The following is a 19,950-nucleotide window of genomic DNA, read 5'->3' as shown; positions in this document are numbered from 1 at the left end:
ACCGAGGCTCACCACCTGGCACAAGCATGTGATGGCCGGTCACGTATGTGACAATCCAGCTCAAACCGGGCACTTTCGACACGCAACTGTCACAAATCGCAATATTTGTGACAGTTGACACCGTTTATGTGCGCATTCACGTTTAAAATCATGATTTTTCTTTCTCAAGTGTCACATTAATGAATATATGGGGCATTTGGACTTCTTTCCACACACCGTAGCCAGGAGGCAAAAACGTGAACCGATGTTGCACTTGTACTCCGGAGTGCAAGCATCCGCCTGCAGTGGAAAGCAACAACAAACTGCGCAATTAGGAAAATCTTAAGTTCATTCTATATGGAGCGCAGAAAGCGGAAACTAGCGCGCACAATACGAACCTGCCCTACACGGTATAAACACCCTTAGAGTGATTCCGCTTTTGTCATAACGGTCCAATCGTATGAAACTACGATGAAATTTCCACATCCTAGCATCCCATCATTTTCTTTCGTTCATCCTATATAGATTTAATGACCTGCGATACCTCGTCCCGGCACCCGTTCCTATCGGTCGGAAGACCCGGAATTTGAAGAAGATGGCGGGCCGTTCTCTCCAAAATGCTTCATGCAAAAATCGGAGTACAGATCAAAAACGATCTGTACTCCGATTTTACTTTAGAGGCTTAATTACATTGGAACAGCTTTCTCGAAGAATTCTTCAAGCACAAGATCATGCTCGACGAGAATTTCTGCGATGTCCGTGCCGACGTAACGTAAATGCCACGGTTCATAACTGATTTCTGTAATGTCAACTTTGTGATCAGGATACCGAATGACAAATCCATAGTGGTGGGCATTTTCTTCCACCCATTCGCCTTCCGGTGTAGCCCCAAATTCTTCGCTCAGTAAAAAGGAGTTGCTTTCACTCGATACATCCATCGCTAAACCCGTTTGATGTTCGCTGTTCCCTGGATAAGCAATGGTTTCGCTCGCGGCGTCCTCTCCACGCTCAGTTGCTGCATTTGTAAATATAGCGTCTTGGCGATCAAAAGAGCGATATCCTGAAACAGCAAACAAATGGTAGCCATCTTCCTCAGCTGCGGCAAACAAATCTTCTAAAGCATCGGCAGCAGGTGCCCTTAAATAACGTTTTTCGACATCTTCATCGAAAGAAAAAAAGGACGTCTGGAACGACCAGGTCATCCGGAGAATAGTCTTCAGGTAGTGCGTAGTCGTGGTTGACGAGGACGGAAGGGTTATCAGGGTTTTGGATAACTGCTCTTCCGTCAACTTCCTCAATTACATTGAAGTGTTCTTCTTCAATGGCCCAAGGATTGGTCGTCGCTTCGGCTGATTGTTCATCTTCTACTTCTTCTTGCTCTGGTTGTTCGCTAGTTTCTTCAGGGACAGGCTCTTCATCGGTGTCAGCGCAGCCGACAAGAAGCACTGAAAACAAAAAAACTGCTGCATATATAGATGGGAAACGAGCCATGTGTGTCCCTCGCTTTCTTTGGTCATTAAGACTTCTTTGGTTTTGCCAAAAACAGCAAAACGGAAATAATCGTGAAGGCAACGAGTGCTTGAAATGGAATTGTAATAAACCCGAGCAGGTTCATATACTCCGCACTACAAGGTACGCCAGACTGGCACGGCGCTACACCGCCAAAACCGGGGATTTTTTGTTCAGCGTAATGAAACGCTGAAATGATCGCACCGAGAATCGAGATCGGTAAGGCGTACAATCGAATGTGGGCATCAGAACGAAACGCTGCAATCCCTAAGATGAGTGCGAGTGGGTACATAGCAATTCGTTGATACCAGCACATGTCACACGGGATATAGCCCAGACCTTCACTGTAGTATAGGCTGCCCATCGTTGCAACGATGGCCACAAGCCATGCTACATACAACATGATGCTTTGGCGAGTCATGAGTTTTCCTCAAGTTGTTCCTCAATGATCCGTTCTATTTCATTGTAATCAAACGGGTCACTCACTTCGACATCGTTTACGAAAATGGTCGGCGTTCTCTCAACACCAAACTCTTCAATCAGTTCATGTTCAGCATATAATTCATCCATATATTCTTGCTCCGTAATAGATGTTCGAAGCTCATCTTCATCCACATCAGGCGCGTGTTCTGATGCAATATCCACGACAAAATCGATGTCGACTTGGGAGCCTTGTACACCTGCTGCTTGCATGAGTGCATGATGGAAATCCCAGAATTGATCTTCTGAAGCTTCATGATAGATTTTTTGGCTAGCTAAAGACGCAATCAGTGACTCGTTTTGGAAACCGATAAAGTTCACAAAAGAGAACGAGATGTCTTCGTGATCTAAGTAGTCACTTTCAAGTTGGTCGAATACTTCGCGATCCCACGTGCCACATGCCGGGCATTTATAATCCCCAAATTCCACGATGGATACGGCTGGATCGTCATTGCCATACGTCGCTAGATCATCGATCGGTGGACGGTCTTCATGAGTGCTGGCTGAATTGCTTCCGCCGTTACTGTTCACAACAAATAATAAAGCGGCCATTACGACGACGAGCAATGCCGTAACGATAACAAGAAATTTCATCGGTGCTTTATTGGTTTTAGTATTCTTTCTTTTTTTATTTTTAGCCAATACGTTTCACCTCTCCTAAAATCGGATAAAGAAGTAGTAGTTTGTCACCATCATAACACTATCACGTGAAGCTTATACAGTGAAGGTGTGACATTTCTTAAAAAATCAACCGCCAGTCCGAGGTAAAATTCGATCAATTGCGGAGGAGACTACTTATGTCTAATCGACTAACAACGAACCAAGGTGTCCCTATTCAAGACAACCAGAATTCACGAACGGCAGGTCGTAGAGGACCAACATTATTAGAAGATTATCATCTTGTTGAAAAGCTTGCCCACTTTGACCGGGAGCGAGTGCCCGAACGAGTTGTGCACGCAAGAGGCGCAGGCGCTCACGGTGTATTTATTACAAAAGAGAGCCAGAAACGTTATACGAGGGCTCATTTTCTACAAGAAGCTGGTCAGGAAACACCCGTTTTTGCTAGATTTTCAACGGTGATTCACGGACTTCACTCTCCAGAAACATTACGTGACCCGCGCGGTTTTCGGTGAAGTTCTATACCGAAGAAGGAAACTACGATTTTGTCGGCAACAATTTGCCGGTATTTTTTATTCGCGATGCGATTAAGTTTCCGGATGTGATCCATTCATTAAAGCCTGATCCAACAACGAACTTGCAAGATCCAAACCGTTATTGGGACTTTATGGCAAACTCACCTGAATCGGTGAATATGCAATTACACTTGTTTAATGACGAAGGAATTCCCCGTTCTTATCGACATTTACGAGGGTCAAGTGTGCATGCGTTTAAGTGGATTAACGCACATGGAAATACTACGTATGTAAAATATCGGTGGGTGCCTCGTGCAGGCATTGAAGGCCTCTCTCCTGAAGAAGTAAAAGAGATTCAAGGGGAAGACTTTAACCATGCCACGAGAGATTTGTACGAAAGCATTAAAAACGGTGATTACCCGGAGTGGGATTTGTATATCCAACGTTTAGACCCTGCGGACTTAGACAACTATGATTTTGATCCATTAGATGCGACAAAAGATTGGCCAGAAGAACAGTTTCCGTACGAGCTCGTTGGTACGATGATTCTGAATAAAAATCCGAACAATATTTTCTCAGAAACTGAACAAGTTGGGTTTAATCCTGGTGTTCTCGTACCTGGTATTCAAGCTTCTGAAGATAAGATGTTGCAAGGAGGATATTCTCTTATTCAGATACACAGCGGTACCGTATTGGTGCAAACTACTTGCAGTTGCCGATTAATTGCCCGTTTGCACAGACGAACAACAATACGCAAGACGGGGTAATGGCGAACCCTAACTTTCAGCCAATGGATTCAACGAACTATGAACCGGGTGAACATGCACTTGAAGAGAGCTCAGAAGAGCTGGAGTTTGATCAGCCGTTACAAGGCGATGTTGCTGGACGAAACCGTACAGACAAAGCCGATGATTTCCGCCAACCTGGAGAGTTATACCGTGGATTTGACAGAGAAAAGCAACAGCAAATTATTCGAACATTAACCGAAGAGTGGTCCGGTGTTCATAATGAGCAAGTTGTTTTAAAGCTCATCTGTAATATGTACCGAGCCGATGAGCAATTAGGAAGAACGCTCGCGGACAACCTCAATGTCGATATTACGCCGTATGTTGGTCAAGAAACAAAATAAAGCGTTCATTCATAAGCTGCCTTCAAAGTGCGCACACTTTGAAGGCAGCTTATTGTTTGCCAAAATGGTGTGTAGACCGTTCCGATCATAAAACCATAAATATCTACTAGAACAATGAAGCGGGGACACGGTATACTAGAAAGAAAAAAGATAGGTGGAAATCACATCATGAGCAAACGTGAACAGCAAAGGGCGATGGGGAAATCACATACGTTGCAAACGCATCTTGTTAGTCCACAAGATACGAATCATTTAAATACCATTTTCGGGGGCAATATTCTCGCATACATTGATGAAGCAGCTGCGATTGCTGCGATGAGGCATTCTGGAGAAGTAGTCGTTACAGCATCTGTAGATAGTGTCGATTTTCACGCCTCTGTTCGAAAAGGTGAAATTGTTATCGTGCAAGCGTGGGTAGCGTCTACAGGGCGTTCCTCCATGCTCATTTATGTGCACGTGAGTGTCGAAAATCCGATCACCCACGAAGTGAAAACGACGACCACCTCTTTTGTTACGATGGTCGCTATTGATGAAAATGGAAAATCAACAGAAGTACCAGGAGTATACGCTGAAACACAAACGGAACATGATATTGTTGCACTCGCAAACGATCGCACATCTCGATAAATGCCGACAAGAAACGAGTAGAGAAAAGATAATCTGACACACTTCTTTTACCATTTGTAGAAAAATCATTGCAGGATATACCCATCGATGATAGTCTAATTATGGTTTGAAAACCGTTTCATGATTTTAATTATATTACGTACATTGGGGGGTCCTACAATGGACAGTATCCTATATATCCTTTGGGGAATAGGGGCAATTATTGTTTTAATGGGTCTTGCATACTTATTATCTCTGGATCGCAAATCAATTAATAAACGTACCGTCTTTGGTGCTCTTGCGATTCAAATTCTGATTGGAGCCATTTTTCTTGGTTGGGACGGCGGACAATGGGTACTTCAGCAAATTAGCGGCGCTGTTGTTGAAGTGTTAGGGGCGGCAAATGAAGGGATCGGTTTCCTCTTTGGCGATTTGGCTGAAGTTGGTGGCCATGTTTTCTTTATTGACGTTCTCTCAGTCATCATTTTCTTTGCCGCGCTTATGGGTATTCTTTGGTACATTGGCGTTATGCCATTTATTGTGAACACGCTCGGGTTCGCCATTTCGAAATTGTTAGGGACGAGCCGTGCAGAATCAATTGCGGCAACGGCGAACATCTTTGTTGGTGTTACTGAATCTCCATTATCGATCAAGCCTTATCTGGCAAAGATGACCCGTTCAGAACTATTTACAGTTATGACCGTTGGTTTAGGTACAGTTGCCGGTTCCGTGCTTGCCGGTCTCATTCAAATGGGAACGGATCCAGGGTTCCTTATCGTAGCTAGTTTTATGGCTGCTCCAGCTGGTCTTGTTATGGCGAAGATCGTCATTCCGGAAACTGAGAAAACAGAGACGTCTGAGAATATTAAACTTGAAAAAGATACAGACGTTGCCAACGTTGTAGACGCAGCAGCAAAAGGTACGACAGATGGTCTAAAACTCGCACTGAATGTAGGTGCGATGGTACTCGCTTTCGTATCACTCGTAGGCCTCGTTAACATTGGCCTCGGTCTATTTAGTGACCAGCTCACACTTGAGATCATTATGGGTTATGTGTTTGCCCCGTTTGCGTTTCTTATCGGGATTCCTTGGGAATACGCTCCACTCATTGGTCAAATGATTGGTGAGAAAACGATCATGAACGAATTTATCGCATTTGCCTCACTAAATGATGCAATTGCGACTGGAACATTAACGGACCCACGTATGATTGCAATTGCAACGTTTGCTCTTTGTGGTTTTGCAAACATCGGAACGATTGCAATCCTTATCGGTGGTATGGGTGCTCTCGTGCCGAGTCGTCGTGCAGATATTGCTAGATACGGTCCGCGTGCATTGCTTGCCGCCATCCTCGGTAACCTTATGAATGGTGCGATTGCCGGTATGATGTTCTTCTAATGAAATGGAATTATTGAAAAACGCGAGGGTTATTTCCTCGCGTTTTTCCCGTTTTAACGAAGACATTTTAGGTTATGTAATCGTAAGGAGGTATAGCCATATGCAATTGCTTGATAAACCATTGTTTCGACCGGTTCATTTGCTCGCCCCGGTCCTATCCGTTGAAGTGTTGTTTCTCGTCTCTTTCGTAGCTGGCGGAGCTACACTCGTAAGTATGGAACTTTTATTCGCGCTTATGCCGCAATTATCAATCGGTTTTGTCTCTTTTGTGGAATTGTTTGAGGTAGAATATGCGTCGCTTGCAGGACAAAGTATTGCGCTAGGAATTACGATTTTGATTATTCCAATTCAAGTGCTCATGATGGGTGGATTTATCCATCTGTTGGCATATGCATGGCTAGATGAAAAAGCGGTTCATTGGTCGGCATTTTTCCAAGGAGCAAAGCGGATATTCTGGAAATTGTTATTATTCAACCTTTTACTTGGTGCTGTCGTTTTTGGTGTCGGGCTCATCTTAGGATTGTTCGTTGTAGGAATTGGCATCATGAATGTCGAAGCCGTTATCGTCATGGGAGTCATTTTCGTTGCGGCTATATTGGTGCTGCGCATTCTCTTTTTGTATTTGGAATTTACTATCGTGTTAACTGATTACACATTACTCGAGAGCTTCAAAGAAAGTTTTCGAATTCGAAGAGACGGGTCCACTCCGTATTTTCGAGTCATTGCGCTGATGTTTGTCGTGAGCATCGGGACGACACTCCTCATTTACGCAATGCCACAAATGCTTTGGGTGTATCCAATCATTGGGATCATTTATATCGTTGCGATGGTACGCATTCAATTAGCATTGATGAGAACATTCTTATTAAATGCAGCACAATATGATTCATCGGCACTTTATGTGTACAAAGAGCAATCAGAACCGCAAAAGGTAGAGGAATAGAAAAAGCGTACCCTTATAAGAAGACGTTAGCTTTCCTAACCGGTAGGAAAGCTAACGTCTTTTTTTAGATGGATAGTTCGTTGACCTACACAGGCAGCGCTGTTCAAGATATAAAATATGGGGGGATGAAGAGATGTAAACATCGTCAATCCAATTGGTTCCGTGACTGTAATCAATACAATGAAGAATCTCGTTCTCAGCTACAGACATTGCCGAAAAAAGCTCGTGTACGAAGTGAGCATTATTGAGTTTCTTATTGAACCAGATCGAACATCGGTCTGGTTTTTTCGTATGCGTTACGATTAGGCTACATAAATATTCAAAAATCACTGTACATTTTTCCTTTGATGTTATACTGTATATATAGACATACACATTATAACAGTTAATGGAGGTGTTCATTTGAAGAATGTGCTTGCTTTAATGCGTTTTGAGCTTCAAAAAACAAGCGTAACCCATACATTGTGGTTTCTGTTCGTCTTCACTGGACTCAGTTTTTTCTTAGCAGGGATGTTTCATGAGTTTGGTCACGTGTTGCCCCTTGATTTCTTAATCGTGTTAAGTGTTTGTTTATGGTCGAGTACCTTTTCATTCGCAGGGAAAGGGTTCTTCTTTACAGATCTAGGAGATCGGATGAGTTCACCATTTTACACATACATGAAGCGCTTCCCGATCTCAGAAAGTGAGTTGTTCGTAAGTCGCGCACTGATGAAGCTCGTCGTCGGTACCGTGCTCGTTGGAGCATGTTTACAGCCGCTCTGATCGTTTCACAAAATGCACCGTTTCAGTTCGGTAGCTTTTCGTACGTCGCGTGGATCTTACTGTGGATAAGTTTTAGCCATATTTCCATCATGAATGCCAATGGAGAAATCGGCTATTCACATCGGGAGAGGCCAGCGTTATTCCGAGAAGGAATGTGGTGGAATTTCAGTTTTCTCGTTTTCTATGCACTCGTTCAACTTTTGCTCTTCGTCACGACTGGCTCTACCATGAGTATTTTTTCGATGACAGTGAACGTCTCAAGTTATTATCCAATGGTCGCAGTCGGCATTGCATTATTCATCTCAGGGACGGCCATTTGTTGGTCACTCGTACACGGGACAAGGAAGCTGAAGAGGAGGGAAACGCAGTGAGTAACGTAGTGCAATTGCTCAGTTGGCGATTCGGTCATTATTCAATGATTGAATGGGGGATGATGCTTGTTTGGTTTTTTGCATATGGATTAACGGCAGCGCTGTTAATGGGATTAGACAATCAAAACGTGACGATCGTTAATTATATGATTGAAATTGTGTTTTTCTACGGACTGTTTATATGGATTGGCAATTTTGGTCATCTGTCCACGCAACTGTTTCACGGCAATCCTTTTCCCTATGTGCGAAGACTACCCATTCCAGAATCTGCGCTATTGATGGCACGAATGGTATTGTCGGCAGGGTTCGTGTTTATCGCCGCATTTTTCAGTATTATTATTTTCGTTTTATTAGGGGATGTGCACGTGAACATCTTGTCCCTACTCGTATTTTGGCTTGGCATAAGCTTTTTGCGACGGCACTTGTACTTACAGAGTTCAGGCAGATCAGTCCAAATGAATTCATAGCAAAAGGAATCATAGCTCCACTTTGTGCAGTTGTTTATGTGATCGTTGGTGCTGCTTCCTTTCTCCAAGGAGGGAATACTTTTTACATTTGGACCATTCAATCCATCGCAAAGATGCCGGTCATTGTACCACTCATCGCAATGGTTCTAGGACTGACTGTCATGTTCGGTGTGTATCGATTTGGAAAGCAACAGATTCAAAGAAAGGTGGGTGCTCATGAAATTACCGGTTGAGGTGAATGAACAAAGTCAAGAACCCATCTATCATCAGATTGAAGAACAAATCAAAGCATTAATTGTTTCTGGATCCATACCAGCAGGTACAGCATTACCTTCCATTCGTGCACTAGCGGCTGATCTAGGTTGTAGTGTAATTACTACGCGAAGAGCGTATCAGAACCTTGAACAACACGGCTACATCAAAACACAAAGAGGGAAGGGGACGTTCGTGCAAGAAGTCGATGTGAATGAGCGAGATTCAATGAAAGAAAAGACTGTCACCGAAGCATTGCAAAGAGCGATTCGTACCGCAAATCAACATGACTACACCGAAGAAGAGCTTCGAAAGTTATTTGAGCGTGTATTAAGAGAGGAGACGACCGATGCTTAAGTTGCAAGATGTGACGCGGAAAATGGGGAAAGAAGCTGTTCTAGGGCCGATTGATTTACACATTGCACCGGGGACGATTACGGCGATCGTTGGCAACAACGGTGCAGGGAAGACAACACTATTTCAAGCGATTAGCGGGGATTATCCTGGTTCTGGATCGGTGAGAGTGGAAGGGCATTCTGTTCATTCAATTGCAGGCAAAGCGCAGTTGTCTTACGTTCCGCAAACGTACCCAGAAGTTGAAGCGTTCCGATTAACGGATTTGCAAAAGTTACACAAGGAACATGATTTTTCGTGGCAAGACGACCGATTTCAAGCGATTGCGAGGCAATTCAAACTTCCAATGAAAAAGCCGATACAAAAATTGTCGGTCGGTATGAAACAAAAAGCGGTGATTGCAACCCAGCTCGCAAGAAAAACGAATGTGAAACTACTGGATGAACCGTTCGCTGGTCTAGATATGGAAGGGCAATCACTCGTAGAGCGACTGTTGCTCGAAGAGTTAGAGGCGAACCCAAACGCAACGATTGTTTTTGCCACACACGTCGCCGATGAAGTGCAGCGACTGGCTGATTACGTTTGTTTTATGCATGCGGGCAAGCTATCTGAACCTGTTGAGAAAGATTGGTTACAAGAGCGTTGGAAATACGTTTGGCTTCAAGAAGCGTTGCCGGGAATGGACCGAGCGCCAGGGGTAGAAGAAGTGAGCGTTGACCCGATGCCAAAAATCTTAACGAGAAATGCTTTAGAAACAGAGGCATGGGTGCGTGAAAATGACGGAACGGTAGTGAAGCGTTTAAGTTTACGTTTGCACGAATCGATCCCACACATCTTGCGAAAAGGAGAGCAAAACGATGACGAATAAAACAGTATTGGAGCTAAAAGAGGTAAACAAATGGTTTCGAGATAAACATGCGGTCCAAAACATTTCCTTTGCCGTCCAAGAAGGAAAGATTACCGGTATTCTCGGTCCGAATGGCGCGGGCAAGTCGACACTCATCCGAATTTTAATGGGCATCATTCGTCAAGATGAAGGAGAAGTCGGCTATTTGATCGGTAAAGATCATAATCTTCCACGTGAACTCATCGGCTTTTTGCCTGAAGAAAGAGGGTTATATAAAAACGAGAAGATCATTGATGTGATTCTCTATTTAGCAGACTTGAAAAACTATGATCTGAATAAAGCGAGAGACCGGGCAAGTATGCTATTAGAGAAGCTCGGCCTAAAAGGGTATGAGAAAACGAAGATTGAAGAGTTGTCAAAAGGGATGGCGCAAAAAGTCCAATTTATCGGAAGCATTATCCACGAACCGAAATTCCTCGTTCTTGATGAGCCTTTTTCAGGCTTAGACCCGGTCAGTCAAGACACGTTTAAAGCGGAGATCGAGAGCTTGCAGCGAACGGAACGGCAATTCTTTTGTCATCACACCAGATGAATATAGTAGAACAGTTGTGTGATGAGATTCTCCTCATTCATCACGGTCAGAAAGTGGCTTACAATACGGTTGCAAACATAAAAGAGCAATTCGCAAACTATAAGTGTGTGCTTGTTGGTATTAATGAAGTCGTGAACTTTGAGGAAGACAGTCGGGTGGAGCGAATGGAGCGAGAAGGGCAAACGGTTACGATTCATTTTCAACAAGATGTTCACCCACTTCGCTTTGTTCGCGATTTACCAGATTCACTCGAGTGGGATGAGATGCATATCGATCGAAAATCATTACATGACATCTTTGTATCGATAGCGAAAGAGGAGGGATAACGATGGGAAAGTGGACGAAAGTGGCACGTTGGGAAATTCGGAGAAACCTCAAAAATAAAACATTTATTATCTCTTCATTGATGACTCCTGCTATTTTTCTAGTCATGTTCTTTATTTTTGGTGCGATCGGCGGGGACGATACAGCAACTGAAGTGGGTCCAGACTTAGAAGAGCGTGACATGACAGAGTTATACGTGATGGACGAGGCCGAAGCATATGAGGATTTTGCGTCTACGGTTGAGGCTCTTGGGTTGCCATATGAGCCGGTAGAAACAGAGATGACTGAGGCACAATTACATGAGCAAGGTGAAGAACAGTCGATTGCTTATTTAGTCTTAGGTAGTGATCAATTTGAGGCCGGAGTGTCCGAAAACCACACTACGTCTCCTTTTGAATTGCAAGCGGATCTAGAGCTTGTTCAACAATCGATGCTGCTCGGGGAGTTTGGTGTCGAGCCTGAAGCTGTAGGAGAGGTATTGGCTTCGTCTCATGTTACGGTGTCAACGCTTCAATCAGGTATCGATGAAGATCCGTTGGCGGAATTTATCCCTGCAATTTTTGGTGGCGTCGTTCTTCTTAGTATTATCATTACCGGAATGATGACATTAAACAGTTCGATGCAAGAGAAAAAAGACAAGATGGCGGAGACATTACTTTCGTCAGTCACTCCGAATGACATGATGAAAGGGAAGATTTTTGGGTACTTTGTGCTCGGCATGTTGCAAGTAACTTTATGGTTGGTCATCGGAATTCCGATCGCACAGTTTTACGGAGACCTCCCAGTTCTTGAAAACATTGTTTCCCCGCTTACTCTTTTATTCTTATTATATGGCGTACTCGGTTACTTGTTTTTTGCATCCATGTACGTTGCGCTTGGCGCTACGATCGAAGATGCGACGACTGCAGGAAACTTTACAGGGATTTTTATGATGCTTCCGTTTTTGCTTTCCCGTTTATCGGCGCCTTTATTGCTGACCCGTCAGGCGTCATCGCAACGGTAGCAAGTTACTTCCCGTTTACAAGTTCAATGGCGATGATTGTTCGTGTCGTGATGTTAGATGAATTCCCACTCCTTGAAGTGATCTTGTCTCTTGTTGTGCTCATCATTTGTGTAGCATTAATGATGAAGATTGCTGGGAAAATTTATAAAACAGGCATGCTTATGCACGGTAAAAATGCAACCCCAGCCGAGATGTGGAAGTGGATTCGACAATAAAGGACTCATGAACGATACGCACACCACCCACCTTTCATTGGTGTACGGTGTGCGTCTTTGTTGTTTTCAAAATACGTGCTTTGAGTAACTCTCTTTGCCGAGAGTACTCGGATGGAGTAGAATATAGAGACAAGTGATAAACACAAGGGGTTGAGGACGATGAATTTTGACGAGATCATTGAACGAAATCAGACGAATTCAATGAAATGGGATGCCGTGAAAACGATATATAAATCCGATGATGTCTGGCCAATGTGGGTCGCTGATATGGACTTTAAAGCGCCCCAGCCTGTCCTAGACGCTCTCCATAACGTGACTGAACACGGGGTGTTTGGCTATCACCTCCCGCCAGAATCATTAAGAGAAGCGATTTCTGAATGGATGCTTAAGCGCTTCGATTGGCAAGTAGAGACGAAACAGATAACATTTACGCCCGGGGTTGTACCGGCAATTCATCACCTCATTCAAGCACTTACGAATGAAGGCGACAAGGTGATCATTCAACCGCCAGTGTATTACCCGTTCTTTTCATTAGTGAATGTGAATAAACGCGAGTTGCTAGAAAACTTCTTGTTGGAAGATTCTGGGTCGTATCAGATGGACATGGATGACCTTGAAACCCACATGAAGAACGGTGCAAAAATGCTCATTTTATGTAACCCCCATAATCCGAGCGGTCGGATGTGGAAACATGATGAGCTTGTAAAACTGCTTGAACTGTGTAAGAAGTATAATGTAACGCTCGTCTCCGATGAGATTCATTCCGACGTGATTTTGCACGGTAAGCATGTTCCGTTAGCGTCCATAGCTGGAGCAGAAGACGTTCAAGTAGCCACATGCATGGCCCCGAGTAAGACGTTCAATCTTGCAGCATTGCAACTTTCTTATGTGATTTCTAACGATGATGAGTTGCAGAGAAAGCTTGAACTGCAGATGAAAAAAACGTTCAGTGGCATTGGCAGTCCATTTGCATCGGCAGCAGCCGAAGCTGCGTACCGTGAGGGGGAGCCTTGGCTCGAAGATATGCTTGCTTATGTTCAAAGCAATGTGGACTACGTGAAACAACGTTTAGATGAACAGATGCCAAAAATCCGCTACATGGACCCTGAATCAACGTACCTCCTTTGGTTAGACTTTAGAGCCTTGAATTTTGAGGAGAAAGATCTGGAGCAATGGCTACGACAAGATGCTAGACTTGCATTGAATGATGGCCATACATTTGGGAAGCCAGGGTCTGGATTTGCAAGAATGAATCTCGGATGCCCAAGAAGTCATGTGAAAGAAGGACTAGATCGGCTACAAAAAGCGTATGAGCAACTCGTATAGTCTGGCATACCCATTTTTTACTGCAAAATTTAAAGGAAAATGTACATGTTTATCGAACCTATGTAATAGACATGTATAGACGATTTTCCAAAAGGGCGAAAAGGGGAATGTCTGAATGGATTTGATTGAAGAATTCAAGCAAGCATTGGAGCGTCCGCTGACCGACCAGGAAGAACGTTTCCTGATCTGGCTTCAAGAAGACAATAAACGAAACAATCAGCGATCTCACTCAATGAATTCATGGATGTGATGAATAGATGAAGACGTTTAGACTAAAGGGATTGCGATTACTACTAGAAAAAGATACAGAGCCGGGTCAAGAGAAGATTGAATTGCATGAGGGACTTGTCATTAACCGTGAAGAGGGCGGTTGGTGGCTTCTTGAAGTCGTCGTTGATGCCGACGCGAAGAAAGTGTTCGACCCACTCAAAGAACAAGAAACCGATGTCATGATGGAAGTCATTATTTCCCATGAGAACAATGACCCGGCGACGATGGTCGGGCGCATTCGCTCTGGGAGAGAGCTTGAGTCCACATATTCTTATTTAATTGACAGTAAGATGGCGATGAAAAAAGAAGATGTATTCAATTACATTTTGGATTCGCTCATTGCCGATGGCTACACGGGAGATCAGTTGATTGAAGAATTCAAGAACCGAAAAGCAGACAACGCCAACTGGTCACAACAGATGGCACGCTCTCTTTATGAGCAGTATAGAGAAAAAGGTTCACCGCTTAGTGAATAAGTAAGGCAGGCCGATCCAACATGAGATCGGTCTTTTCGTCATACACTATAAGAAAAAAGGATTTCGATTATGCACAAGTTCCGCGATTATTATGGGAATCATGTTCGTCTGTCGTTTGAACGGGAAACCTTCTCGACAGACCCAAAACACGTCTGGGTCATCTGCCGGCTCAAAAAAGAGTGGCTACTCACTCAACATAAAGACCGAGGCTCGAATTCCCCGGAGAAAGTGGAACCTGGAGAAAATCCGGAGATGGCAGCCGTACGAGAAGTATGGGAAGAAACGGGTGCTCGGATCCACAGCCTCGAATACATCGGGCAATATGAAGTACAGGCAAAGGCAGAAACCGTCATAAAAAATATTTACTTTGCAGAAGTTGCAACGCTTGAAAGGCAAGCCAATTACTTTGAAACGAAAGGTCCTGTCTTACGTAAACAATTACCGGTTAAAATTAAGCAAGATTCGGCGTATAGCTTCGTCATGAAAGATGATGTTTTGCAGCTCTCGATGGAGCGTTTGAATTTATAGTCGTTCAAATGCTCTTTTTTTGTGAACCTGAACTCTTTCGTTTGCCGAAGTTTTTGATTCGGCGTATAATCTTCTATTAGTCTAAGTTAAAATGGTAGATTCAAATAGGGAGTCCTACATGAAGCAAAACGAACCATATAGTAAAGTGTTAATCGCCTCATTGTTAATTGCAGGGTCATTTGTAGCTGTTTTAAATCAAACGTTAATGATTACAGCGATCCCACCGATCATGGATGAAATGGGAATTACCGCAAATACAGCGCAATGGCTAACGACAATCTTTATGCTGATCAATGGAATTATGATTCCGATTACTGCGTTTTTAATTGAAAAATTTACAACACGCCAACTATTTTTAACTGCGATGCTCGTATTTTTAGTCGGCACGATTTTTGGCGGGTTAGCGACTAATTTCCCGACACTCATTACAGCAAGAGTTATTCAATCCATCGGTGCAGGCGTGATGCTTCCCCTCATGCAAACCGTTTTTCTGTTAATTTTCCCGGTCGAAAAACGGGGAACTGCAATGGGTACATCGGTTTAGTCATTTCTTTTGCCCCAGCAATTGGACCGACAATATCAGGATGGGTAACGTCGAATTATGAATGGCGCTTTTTATTTTGGGGAATTGTACCACTCACAATTGTGATGATTGTCGTTGCCTTTTTCGCGATGAGAAATGTAACTGAACAACGAGAACGTACAGTGGACGTGCTGTCCATAATTTTATCCACACTCGGTTTCGGTGGTTTATTGTATGGCTTTACGAGCGCTGGTAACCAAGGGTGGACAGATCCAATCACACTGCTCGTTCTGTTTGTCGGGCTAGTCTCTTTAATGTTGTTTGTGCACAGACAGTTAACGATGAAACAACCGATGTTGGAGCTACGTGTATTCAAACTTCGCATATTTACGATCTCATCAATTATCGCTGCGATCGGGTTTCTCGGATTAATTGGTTTAGAAACGATCATTCCGCTTTATTTGCAAAATATGCGCGGGTTTACAGCAATGGAGCAGGGCTCGTCATTTTACCCGGGGCGCTCATTGCCGGATTGATGGCCCCGATTACCGGTCGGATTTTCGACCGAATTGGGGCGAAAGCACTTGCCGTACCTGGTCTCATTCTAATGAGTGCGTCCACAGTGGGTCTTATGTTTATTGACCAAACGACGACGCTCGTTTACATTTCCGTCATGTTTGCAATTCGGATGTTTGGGTTTTCGATGGTGATGATGCCTGTCAATACGGCAGGGTTGAATCAGCTTCCGCCTAAACTTATCCCTCACGGTGCAGCAGTAAGCAACACCGTCCGTCAAATGGCGGCTTCGATCGGAACAGCGATGCTCGTCACAACGATGACGACTACAGCCGTTGTAGCAGATCAACAAGGAACGACGTTTGATCCAGATATTTTAGGTGCAATAATGGCAACAGGTGTCATTGCTCTTCTCACGGTAGCTGCCCTTCTCTTATCGTTTAAGGTTACACGCACATACCCATTAACCGATGAAGAATGGGATGAAAGAGAACGGCAAAAACGCGAACGCACATAGTTCGTGATGTCGCGTCGTGATTAAAGGAGTTCTTAGTGACGACAAGAGTAGAGTTTGAGGTTGATACACAAGGTTAAGAAAGAATTGACGCGTTTCCTCGTTAACCACCTGGTTTTTGTGGGCTAGACAAACGAAGGAGAACGAATCACTCGTTTGGTCAGAGAGGGAGTTGAGCCTCTCTCGCTTTTTATGGGACAATCGAGCAGGCATATCGGGCTATGTATTGCCCGATATGCCCCGTGAATTTTGAATTGTCACCATTCCTAAGCTTTATGAGACATTTGTCGGTCCCGAACGCTGGTATTTCAACCTGAACTGTCACATACCTAGCTATTTGTGACAGTTTGTGCTACAGGTACAGCACCCTCATATACACTTCTCTTCGACTGTATGGGGTGGAGGGCCGGGAGCTCATTTATGTGACCATTCGTGCCACAGACCCGGCTCATATCGACTCAGATGGTCACTTACCTTGCTATTTGTGACCAGTTGGAACTTTTATGAGACATTTGCCTGCTCCAAACGCCGGTATTTCTGCCTGAACTGTCACATACTTAGCTATTTGTGACAGTTCGCTCTTTTTATCAAGGCGACAAGCTTCCATCTGCACGTAACCCGCTCTTAAAAAAGAGACACTGTACCGTGAAAACCGGCACAGTGTCTCTTTTTAATCATGTTGATTCAATAAAATGCTATTGTCTACGCTTCTTGTTCATGGATCGCTCAATGATTGCAACCCCTTGATACATAAGCGTCGCGAGTATAGCTACGAGAACAAGGCTGAGCATCACCATGTTAAAGTTAAACACTTGGAATCCGTAGATAATCATATACCCGAGGCCTTGATTTGATACGAGATATTCCCCAACGATGACTCCGACCCATGCTAAACCGACGTTGACTTTTAATGCGGAAACCATTGCCGGATAAGACGCTGGAAGAATAACGTAGCGGAAACGTTGTGAACGCTTAGCTCCAAACGTATCGACGACTTTTACAAAATTGGGGTCTGTCTCTCTAAACGCATTGTAGATGACGAGTGTTGTGACAATAATGGAAATGAGTACCCCCATAGCGATTACGGAACTCATATTCGGTCCAAAGCTGACGATGAGAATGGGTCCAAGCGCGACTTTAGGCATCGCATTTAAAATGACGAGATAAGGGTCAAGCACACGAGAAAGAAAAGGAGACCACCATAAACTAGCGGCAATGACAATTCCACCGATCGTTCCAATGATAAACCAAGGATTGTCTCCAGTAGCGTGACGCCGATATGGACGTGTAGCGTACCACTTTGCAACATACTTACAAATAATTCAAATACGTTGGAAGGGGAGCTAAACAATAAAGGATCGATCCATTGCATTCGACTAGCAACTTCCCATAAAACGAAGAAACTGATCAAGATAAAAAGTTGGGTCCCTCGAATTTTCCACGTTTCTAATCGCTTGGCTTTTAGATGCTTTTCGTATTGTTCTTTAATTTGTGGTTTCAAGGGATTCTAACTCCTTCCAAATCGTCTGGAACCACCATTGGAACTCGCTATGATTTCTCGCTTCTAATGGCGTTAATGCCCGCAATTCAGTTGGAATGCTAAACACTTCTTGAACGACAGAGGGACGGTGGCTTAGTAAGATGACGCGATCGCTCATCGCAATCGCTTCACTAATGTCGTGTGTAACAAGCACGGTTGTTTTCTTCCTTGCTTTAAGCGTTTCGTGAATTAGATCTTCTAAATATAATTTTGTTTGATAGTCAAGAGCAGAGAAGGTTCATCAAGTAATAAGAGGGATGGCTTTGCTGCAAGCGTGCGGACGAGAGCAGCACGTTGCCTCATGCCGCCAGAGAGTTCAGAAGGCATCTGATCAATGTGGCGAAGGAGCCCCATTTGATCTAACAGGTCCTTCGCATAATCCTCATTTTCCTTCGTTTTCGTTCGGGTAATATCAAGACCGATGTTAATATTGTCGCCAATCGTTAGCCACGGAAAAAGATAATCTTGTTGAAGCATATAACCAATGTTGGTTGTCTGAGAGGTAACTTTTGCCCCGTCGAATTCGACATCACCGCTTGATGGTGTTGTTAAGCCCGCAATCATAGAAAGTATTGTCGTTTTTCCGCAACCACTCGGACCGATGATAGAAACGAATTCACCATCGTCAACTTCCAAATTCACATTACGAATCGCTTCAACAATATCAGATCCGGTAAAGAAATATTTTTCGATGTTTTGCAATTGCAGTCGTGCCACGGATCTACCTCCTTTAATCATATATAGAGGGGAATTGAACATTGAAGAGGGCTCCTGAACCGCTTCAGAAGCCCTGAACTAAACGATTACTCTAATGCTTGATCCGTAATGGAACGATTGACGAGTTCTTCGTAACCAAATCGCTCTGGAAGCTCCCCAGAATCGTCCATTATATTTTGTAAATGCTCCCATCCGTCTTCATCAATGTACGGATCTTTTGCATAGGAGTCTTGGTTGCGGTACCTTTCGATAACTTGAGCAATCAGTTGTTCAGATGTTTCATCAAAATAAGGAGCGATGGACGTGGCGATTGTGTCAACATCTTCCTCTTGAACGAACTGCTGTGCTTTATAAAGTGCACGGTTAAATTTCACGAGCATCTCTTCATTATTTTCAATTGTACTTTCTTTCGTAATAAAACTTGTATACGGTAAAATGCCTGACTCTTCCCCAAAGCTTGCGACGACATAACCTAATCCTTCTTCCTCAAACTCAGTCGCTTGTGGTTCAAAGAGTTGAACAAAATCTCCAGACCCTGATGCAAATGCACCTGCAATATTGGCAAAATCAATGCTTTGGTCAAGGGTTACATCTTCATCAACATCAATGCCATTTTGAGCAAGTGCGTATTCTCCGGCCATCTGTGGCATTCCTCCAGCCGCTGACCAAGGTATTCCTTGCCACGTAAGTCTTCAAATGTGAAGTCTTCAATCGGTTCTCTCGATACTAAAAAGGTTCCATCTGTTTGTGTTAAAGCCCCGAAGTTGACGACGCTGTCACTTGGGTTTTGAGCGTGAACATAAATGGATGTTTCCGAACCAACTAAAGCAACATCCGCACTGTCTGCTAGCAACGTGGTCATCGTTGTGTCGCCGCCCCACGTCGTCGTAATGTTAATATCTAAGCCTTCATCGGCAAAGAAGCCTTCCTCAACCCCTACGTATAGCGGCGCATAAAAAATCGAGCGAGTCACTTCTGCAACTTCTACCGTTTCTGTTTCTGAGTCCGTGCTACAAGCACTAAGAAGCAGCACCGCTAAAACCGGAGCAACCAGTCGTCGATATGATTTTTTCATATGATCTTCTCCCCCAAAATGTTTCAATACACCTATCATATGCGGATTGTATAGACGGGTGTTTGTTTATCTGAGAAAACATCTCGGGATTTTTAAACACA

General features: G+C 43.8%; 19 protein-coding genes and 6 pseudogenes. 19 read left to right on the top strand and 6 right to left on the bottom strand.

Annotated elements, in window-relative coordinates; translation table 11 throughout:
* Nucleotides 1-665: 665 nt before the first annotated feature.
* The 3 genes and pseudogenes from JCM19037_RS30265 to JCM19037_RS16965 form a co-directional block, all read right to left on the bottom strand.
* A pseudogene (locus JCM19037_RS30265) lies at nucleotides 666-1,470 on the bottom strand (M15 family metallopeptidase).
* 25 nt (nucleotides 1,471-1,495) lie between these two features.
* Nucleotides 1,496-1,909 carry a disulfide oxidoreductase gene (locus tag JCM19037_RS16970; protein WP_042403225.1) on the bottom strand — a complete coding sequence of 138 codons (414 nt, stop codon included), beginning with the start codon at nucleotides 1,907-1,909 and terminating at the stop codon, nucleotides 1,496-1,498.
* Nucleotides 1,906-2,610, bottom strand: coding sequence for a thioredoxin domain-containing protein (locus tag JCM19037_RS16965; RefSeq protein WP_042403223.1), 705 nt, complete (start codon nucleotides 2,608-2,610; stop codon nucleotides 1,906-1,908). The genes JCM19037_RS16970 and JCM19037_RS16965 overlap by 4 nt, the downstream gene beginning before the upstream one ends.
* A gap of 155 nt (nucleotides 2,611-2,765) precedes the next feature.
* Here JCM19037_RS16965 and JCM19037_RS16960 point away from each other — a divergent pair.
* The 19 genes and pseudogenes from JCM19037_RS16960 to JCM19037_RS16885 all read left to right on the top strand — a co-directional run bounded on the left by JCM19037_RS16960 (nucleotide 2,766) and on the right by JCM19037_RS16885 (nucleotide 16,520).
* Nucleotides 2,766-4,230: pseudogene (locus JCM19037_RS16960) on the top strand (catalase).
* A 168-nt stretch (nucleotides 4,231-4,398) separates the two neighbouring features.
* Entirely contained in the window at nucleotides 4,399-4,857 is a 459-nt protein-coding gene (locus tag JCM19037_RS16955) for an acyl-CoA thioesterase (protein ID WP_042403221.1), read from the top strand.
* A 159-nt stretch (nucleotides 4,858-5,016) separates the two neighbouring features.
* Nucleotides 5,017-6,234, top strand: a complete 1,218-nt coding sequence (locus JCM19037_RS16950; protein WP_081829391.1) for a NupC/NupG family nucleoside CNT transporter — start codon at nucleotides 5,017-5,019, stop codon at nucleotides 6,232-6,234.
* Between the two features lie 100 nt (nucleotides 6,235-6,334).
* The gene (locus JCM19037_RS16945) at nucleotides 6,335-7,177 is read left to right on the top strand and encodes a hypothetical protein (RefSeq protein WP_042403216.1); all 843 of its coding nucleotides are present in this window, start codon (nucleotides 6,335-6,337) and stop codon (nucleotides 7,175-7,177) included.
* A gap of 402 nt (nucleotides 7,178-7,579) precedes the next feature.
* Nucleotides 7,580-7,939, top strand: a complete 360-nt coding sequence (locus JCM19037_RS16940) for a hypothetical protein (RefSeq protein ID WP_042403215.1) — start codon at nucleotides 7,580-7,582, stop codon at nucleotides 7,937-7,939.
* On the top strand, nucleotides 7,921-8,310 hold the full coding sequence (locus tag JCM19037_RS16935) for a hypothetical protein (RefSeq protein WP_042403213.1): 390 nt from the start codon (nucleotides 7,921-7,923) through the stop codon (nucleotides 8,308-8,310). Before JCM19037_RS16940 ends, JCM19037_RS16935 begins: the two co-directional genes overlap by 19 nt.
* Nucleotides 8,307-8,777: a hypothetical protein gene (locus tag JCM19037_RS16930; protein WP_042403212.1), complete on the top strand. Its 471-nt coding sequence runs from the start codon at nucleotides 8,307-8,309 to the stop codon at nucleotides 8,775-8,777. The genes JCM19037_RS16935 and JCM19037_RS16930 overlap by 4 nt, the downstream gene beginning before the upstream one ends.
* A 38-nt stretch (nucleotides 8,778-8,815) precedes the next feature.
* Nucleotides 8,816-9,010 (top strand): hypothetical protein, encoded by a 195-nt coding sequence (locus tag JCM19037_RS16925; protein WP_042403210.1) that lies wholly within the window; start codon nucleotides 8,816-8,818, stop codon nucleotides 9,008-9,010.
* Nucleotides 8,994-9,386 carry a GntR family transcriptional regulator gene (locus JCM19037_RS16920; RefSeq protein WP_042403208.1) on the top strand — a complete coding sequence of 131 codons (393 nt, stop codon included), beginning with the start codon at nucleotides 8,994-8,996 and terminating at the stop codon, nucleotides 9,384-9,386. The genes JCM19037_RS16925 and JCM19037_RS16920 overlap by 17 nt, the downstream gene beginning before the upstream one ends.
* Nucleotides 9,379-10,251, top strand: a complete 873-nt coding sequence (locus tag JCM19037_RS16915; RefSeq protein WP_042403206.1) for an ABC transporter ATP-binding protein — start codon at nucleotides 9,379-9,381, stop codon at nucleotides 10,249-10,251. The genes JCM19037_RS16920 and JCM19037_RS16915 overlap by 8 nt, the downstream gene beginning before the upstream one ends.
* Nucleotides 10,241-10,822 (top strand): ABC transporter ATP-binding protein, encoded by a 582-nt coding sequence (locus JCM19037_RS29565; RefSeq protein WP_307189857.1) that lies wholly within the window; start codon nucleotides 10,241-10,243, stop codon nucleotides 10,820-10,822. Before JCM19037_RS16915 ends, JCM19037_RS29565 begins: the two co-directional genes overlap by 11 nt.
* A complete protein-coding gene (locus JCM19037_RS29560; RefSeq protein WP_307189856.1) occupies nucleotides 10,819-11,148 on the top strand; it encodes a DUF4162 domain-containing protein in 330 nt (109 codons plus the stop codon). Before JCM19037_RS29565 ends, JCM19037_RS29560 begins: the two co-directional genes overlap by 4 nt.
* 2 nt (nucleotides 11,149-11,150) lie before the next feature.
* Nucleotides 11,151-12,149, top strand: coding sequence for an ABC transporter permease (locus tag JCM19037_RS16905; protein ID WP_052363986.1), 999 nt, complete (start codon nucleotides 11,151-11,153; stop codon nucleotides 12,147-12,149).
* A gap of 32 nt (nucleotides 12,150-12,181) precedes the next feature.
* Entirely contained in the window at nucleotides 12,182-12,364 is a 183-nt protein-coding gene (locus JCM19037_RS23270; protein ID WP_152549118.1) for a hypothetical protein, read from the top strand.
* A 159-nt stretch (nucleotides 12,365-12,523) separates the two neighbouring features.
* A complete protein-coding gene (locus JCM19037_RS16900) occupies nucleotides 12,524-13,690 on the top strand; it encodes a MalY/PatB family protein (RefSeq protein ID WP_042403203.1) in 1,167 nt (388 codons plus the stop codon).
* Between the two features lie 115 nt (nucleotides 13,691-13,805).
* On the top strand, nucleotides 13,806-13,940 hold the full coding sequence (locus JCM19037_RS28720; RefSeq protein ID WP_255357936.1) for a hypothetical protein: 135 nt from the start codon (nucleotides 13,806-13,808) through the stop codon (nucleotides 13,938-13,940).
* A 7-nt stretch (nucleotides 13,941-13,947) separates the two neighbouring features.
* Nucleotides 13,948-14,436: a YwpF family protein gene (locus JCM19037_RS16895; RefSeq protein WP_042403201.1), complete on the top strand. Its 489-nt coding sequence runs from the start codon at nucleotides 13,948-13,950 to the stop codon at nucleotides 14,434-14,436.
* A gap of 69 nt (nucleotides 14,437-14,505) precedes the next feature.
* Nucleotides 14,506-14,964, top strand: coding sequence for an RNA deprotection pyrophosphohydrolase (ytkD, locus tag JCM19037_RS16890; protein WP_042403199.1), 459 nt, complete (start codon nucleotides 14,506-14,508; stop codon nucleotides 14,962-14,964).
* Between the two features lie 118 nt (nucleotides 14,965-15,082).
* Nucleotides 15,083-16,520 (top strand): annotated as a pseudogene (locus JCM19037_RS16885) (DHA2 family efflux MFS transporter permease subunit).
* 692 nt (nucleotides 16,521-17,212) lie between these two features.
* Here the strand turns inward: JCM19037_RS16885 and JCM19037_RS16880 are convergent.
* The 3 pseudogenes from JCM19037_RS16880 to JCM19037_RS16870 all read right to left on the bottom strand — a co-directional run bounded on the left by JCM19037_RS16880 (nucleotide 17,213) and on the right by JCM19037_RS16870 (nucleotide 19,849).
* A pseudogene (locus JCM19037_RS16880) lies at nucleotides 17,213-18,018 on the bottom strand (ABC transporter permease).
* Nucleotides 18,002-18,774 (bottom strand): annotated as a pseudogene (locus JCM19037_RS16875) (ABC transporter ATP-binding protein). The pseudogenes JCM19037_RS16880 and JCM19037_RS16875 overlap by 17 nt, the downstream one beginning before the upstream one ends.
* A gap of 86 nt (nucleotides 18,775-18,860) precedes the next feature.
* Nucleotides 18,861-19,849: pseudogene (locus JCM19037_RS16870) on the bottom strand (ABC transporter substrate-binding protein).
* Nucleotides 19,850-19,950: the final 101 nt, after the last annotated feature.

The sequence above is a fragment of the Geomicrobium sp. JCM 19037 genome (assembly GCF_000698105.1).
In the GTDB taxonomy this organism is placed as follows: domain Bacteria; phylum Bacillota; class Bacilli; order Bacillales; family Marinococcaceae; genus Geomicrobium_A.
The sequence above is the reverse complement of the archived record's forward strand: the minus strand, read 5'-3'. Positions and strand labels throughout refer to the sequence as shown.

Bases quoted from the DNA above. Each gene is read 5' to 3' on its own strand.
- JCM19037_RS16970 (WP_042403225.1), bottom strand. From the start codon at position 1,909: ATGACTCGCCAAAGCATCATGTTGTATGTAGCATGGCTTGTGGCCATC.
- JCM19037_RS16955 (WP_042403221.1), top strand. From the start codon at position 4,399: ATGAGCAAACGTGAACAGCAAAGGGCGATGGGGAAATCACATACGTTG.
- JCM19037_RS16950 (WP_081829391.1), top strand. From the start codon at position 5,017: ATGGACAGTATCCTATATATCCTTTGGGGAATAGGGGCAATTATTGTT.
- JCM19037_RS16945 (WP_042403216.1), top strand. From the start codon at position 6,335: ATGCAATTGCTTGATAAACCATTGTTTCGACCGGTTCATTTGCTCGCC.
- JCM19037_RS16935 (WP_042403213.1), top strand. From the start codon at position 7,921: ATGTTTACAGCCGCTCTGATCGTTTCACAAAATGCACCGTTTCAGTTC.
- JCM19037_RS16920 (WP_042403208.1), top strand. From the start codon at position 8,994: ATGAAATTACCGGTTGAGGTGAATGAACAAAGTCAAGAACCCATCTAT.
- JCM19037_RS16915 (WP_042403206.1), top strand. From the start codon at position 9,379: ATGCTTAAGTTGCAAGATGTGACGCGGAAAATGGGGAAAGAAGCTGTT.
- JCM19037_RS29565 (WP_307189857.1), top strand. From the start codon at position 10,241: ATGACGAATAAAACAGTATTGGAGCTAAAAGAGGTAAACAAATGGTTT.
- JCM19037_RS29560 (WP_307189856.1), top strand. From the start codon at position 10,819: ATGAATATAGTAGAACAGTTGTGTGATGAGATTCTCCTCATTCATCAC.
- JCM19037_RS16905 (WP_052363986.1), top strand. From the start codon at position 11,151: ATGGGAAAGTGGACGAAAGTGGCACGTTGGGAAATTCGGAGAAACCTC.
- JCM19037_RS23270 (WP_152549118.1), top strand. From the start codon at position 12,182: ATGATTGTTCGTGTCGTGATGTTAGATGAATTCCCACTCCTTGAAGTG.
- JCM19037_RS16900 (WP_042403203.1), top strand. From the start codon at position 12,524: ATGAATTTTGACGAGATCATTGAACGAAATCAGACGAATTCAATGAAA.
- JCM19037_RS28720 (WP_255357936.1), top strand. From the start codon at position 13,806: ATGGATTTGATTGAAGAATTCAAGCAAGCATTGGAGCGTCCGCTGACC.
- JCM19037_RS16895 (WP_042403201.1), top strand. From the start codon at position 13,948: ATGAAGACGTTTAGACTAAAGGGATTGCGATTACTACTAGAAAAAGAT.
- ytkD (WP_042403199.1), top strand. From the start codon at position 14,506: ATGCACAAGTTCCGCGATTATTATGGGAATCATGTTCGTCTGTCGTTT.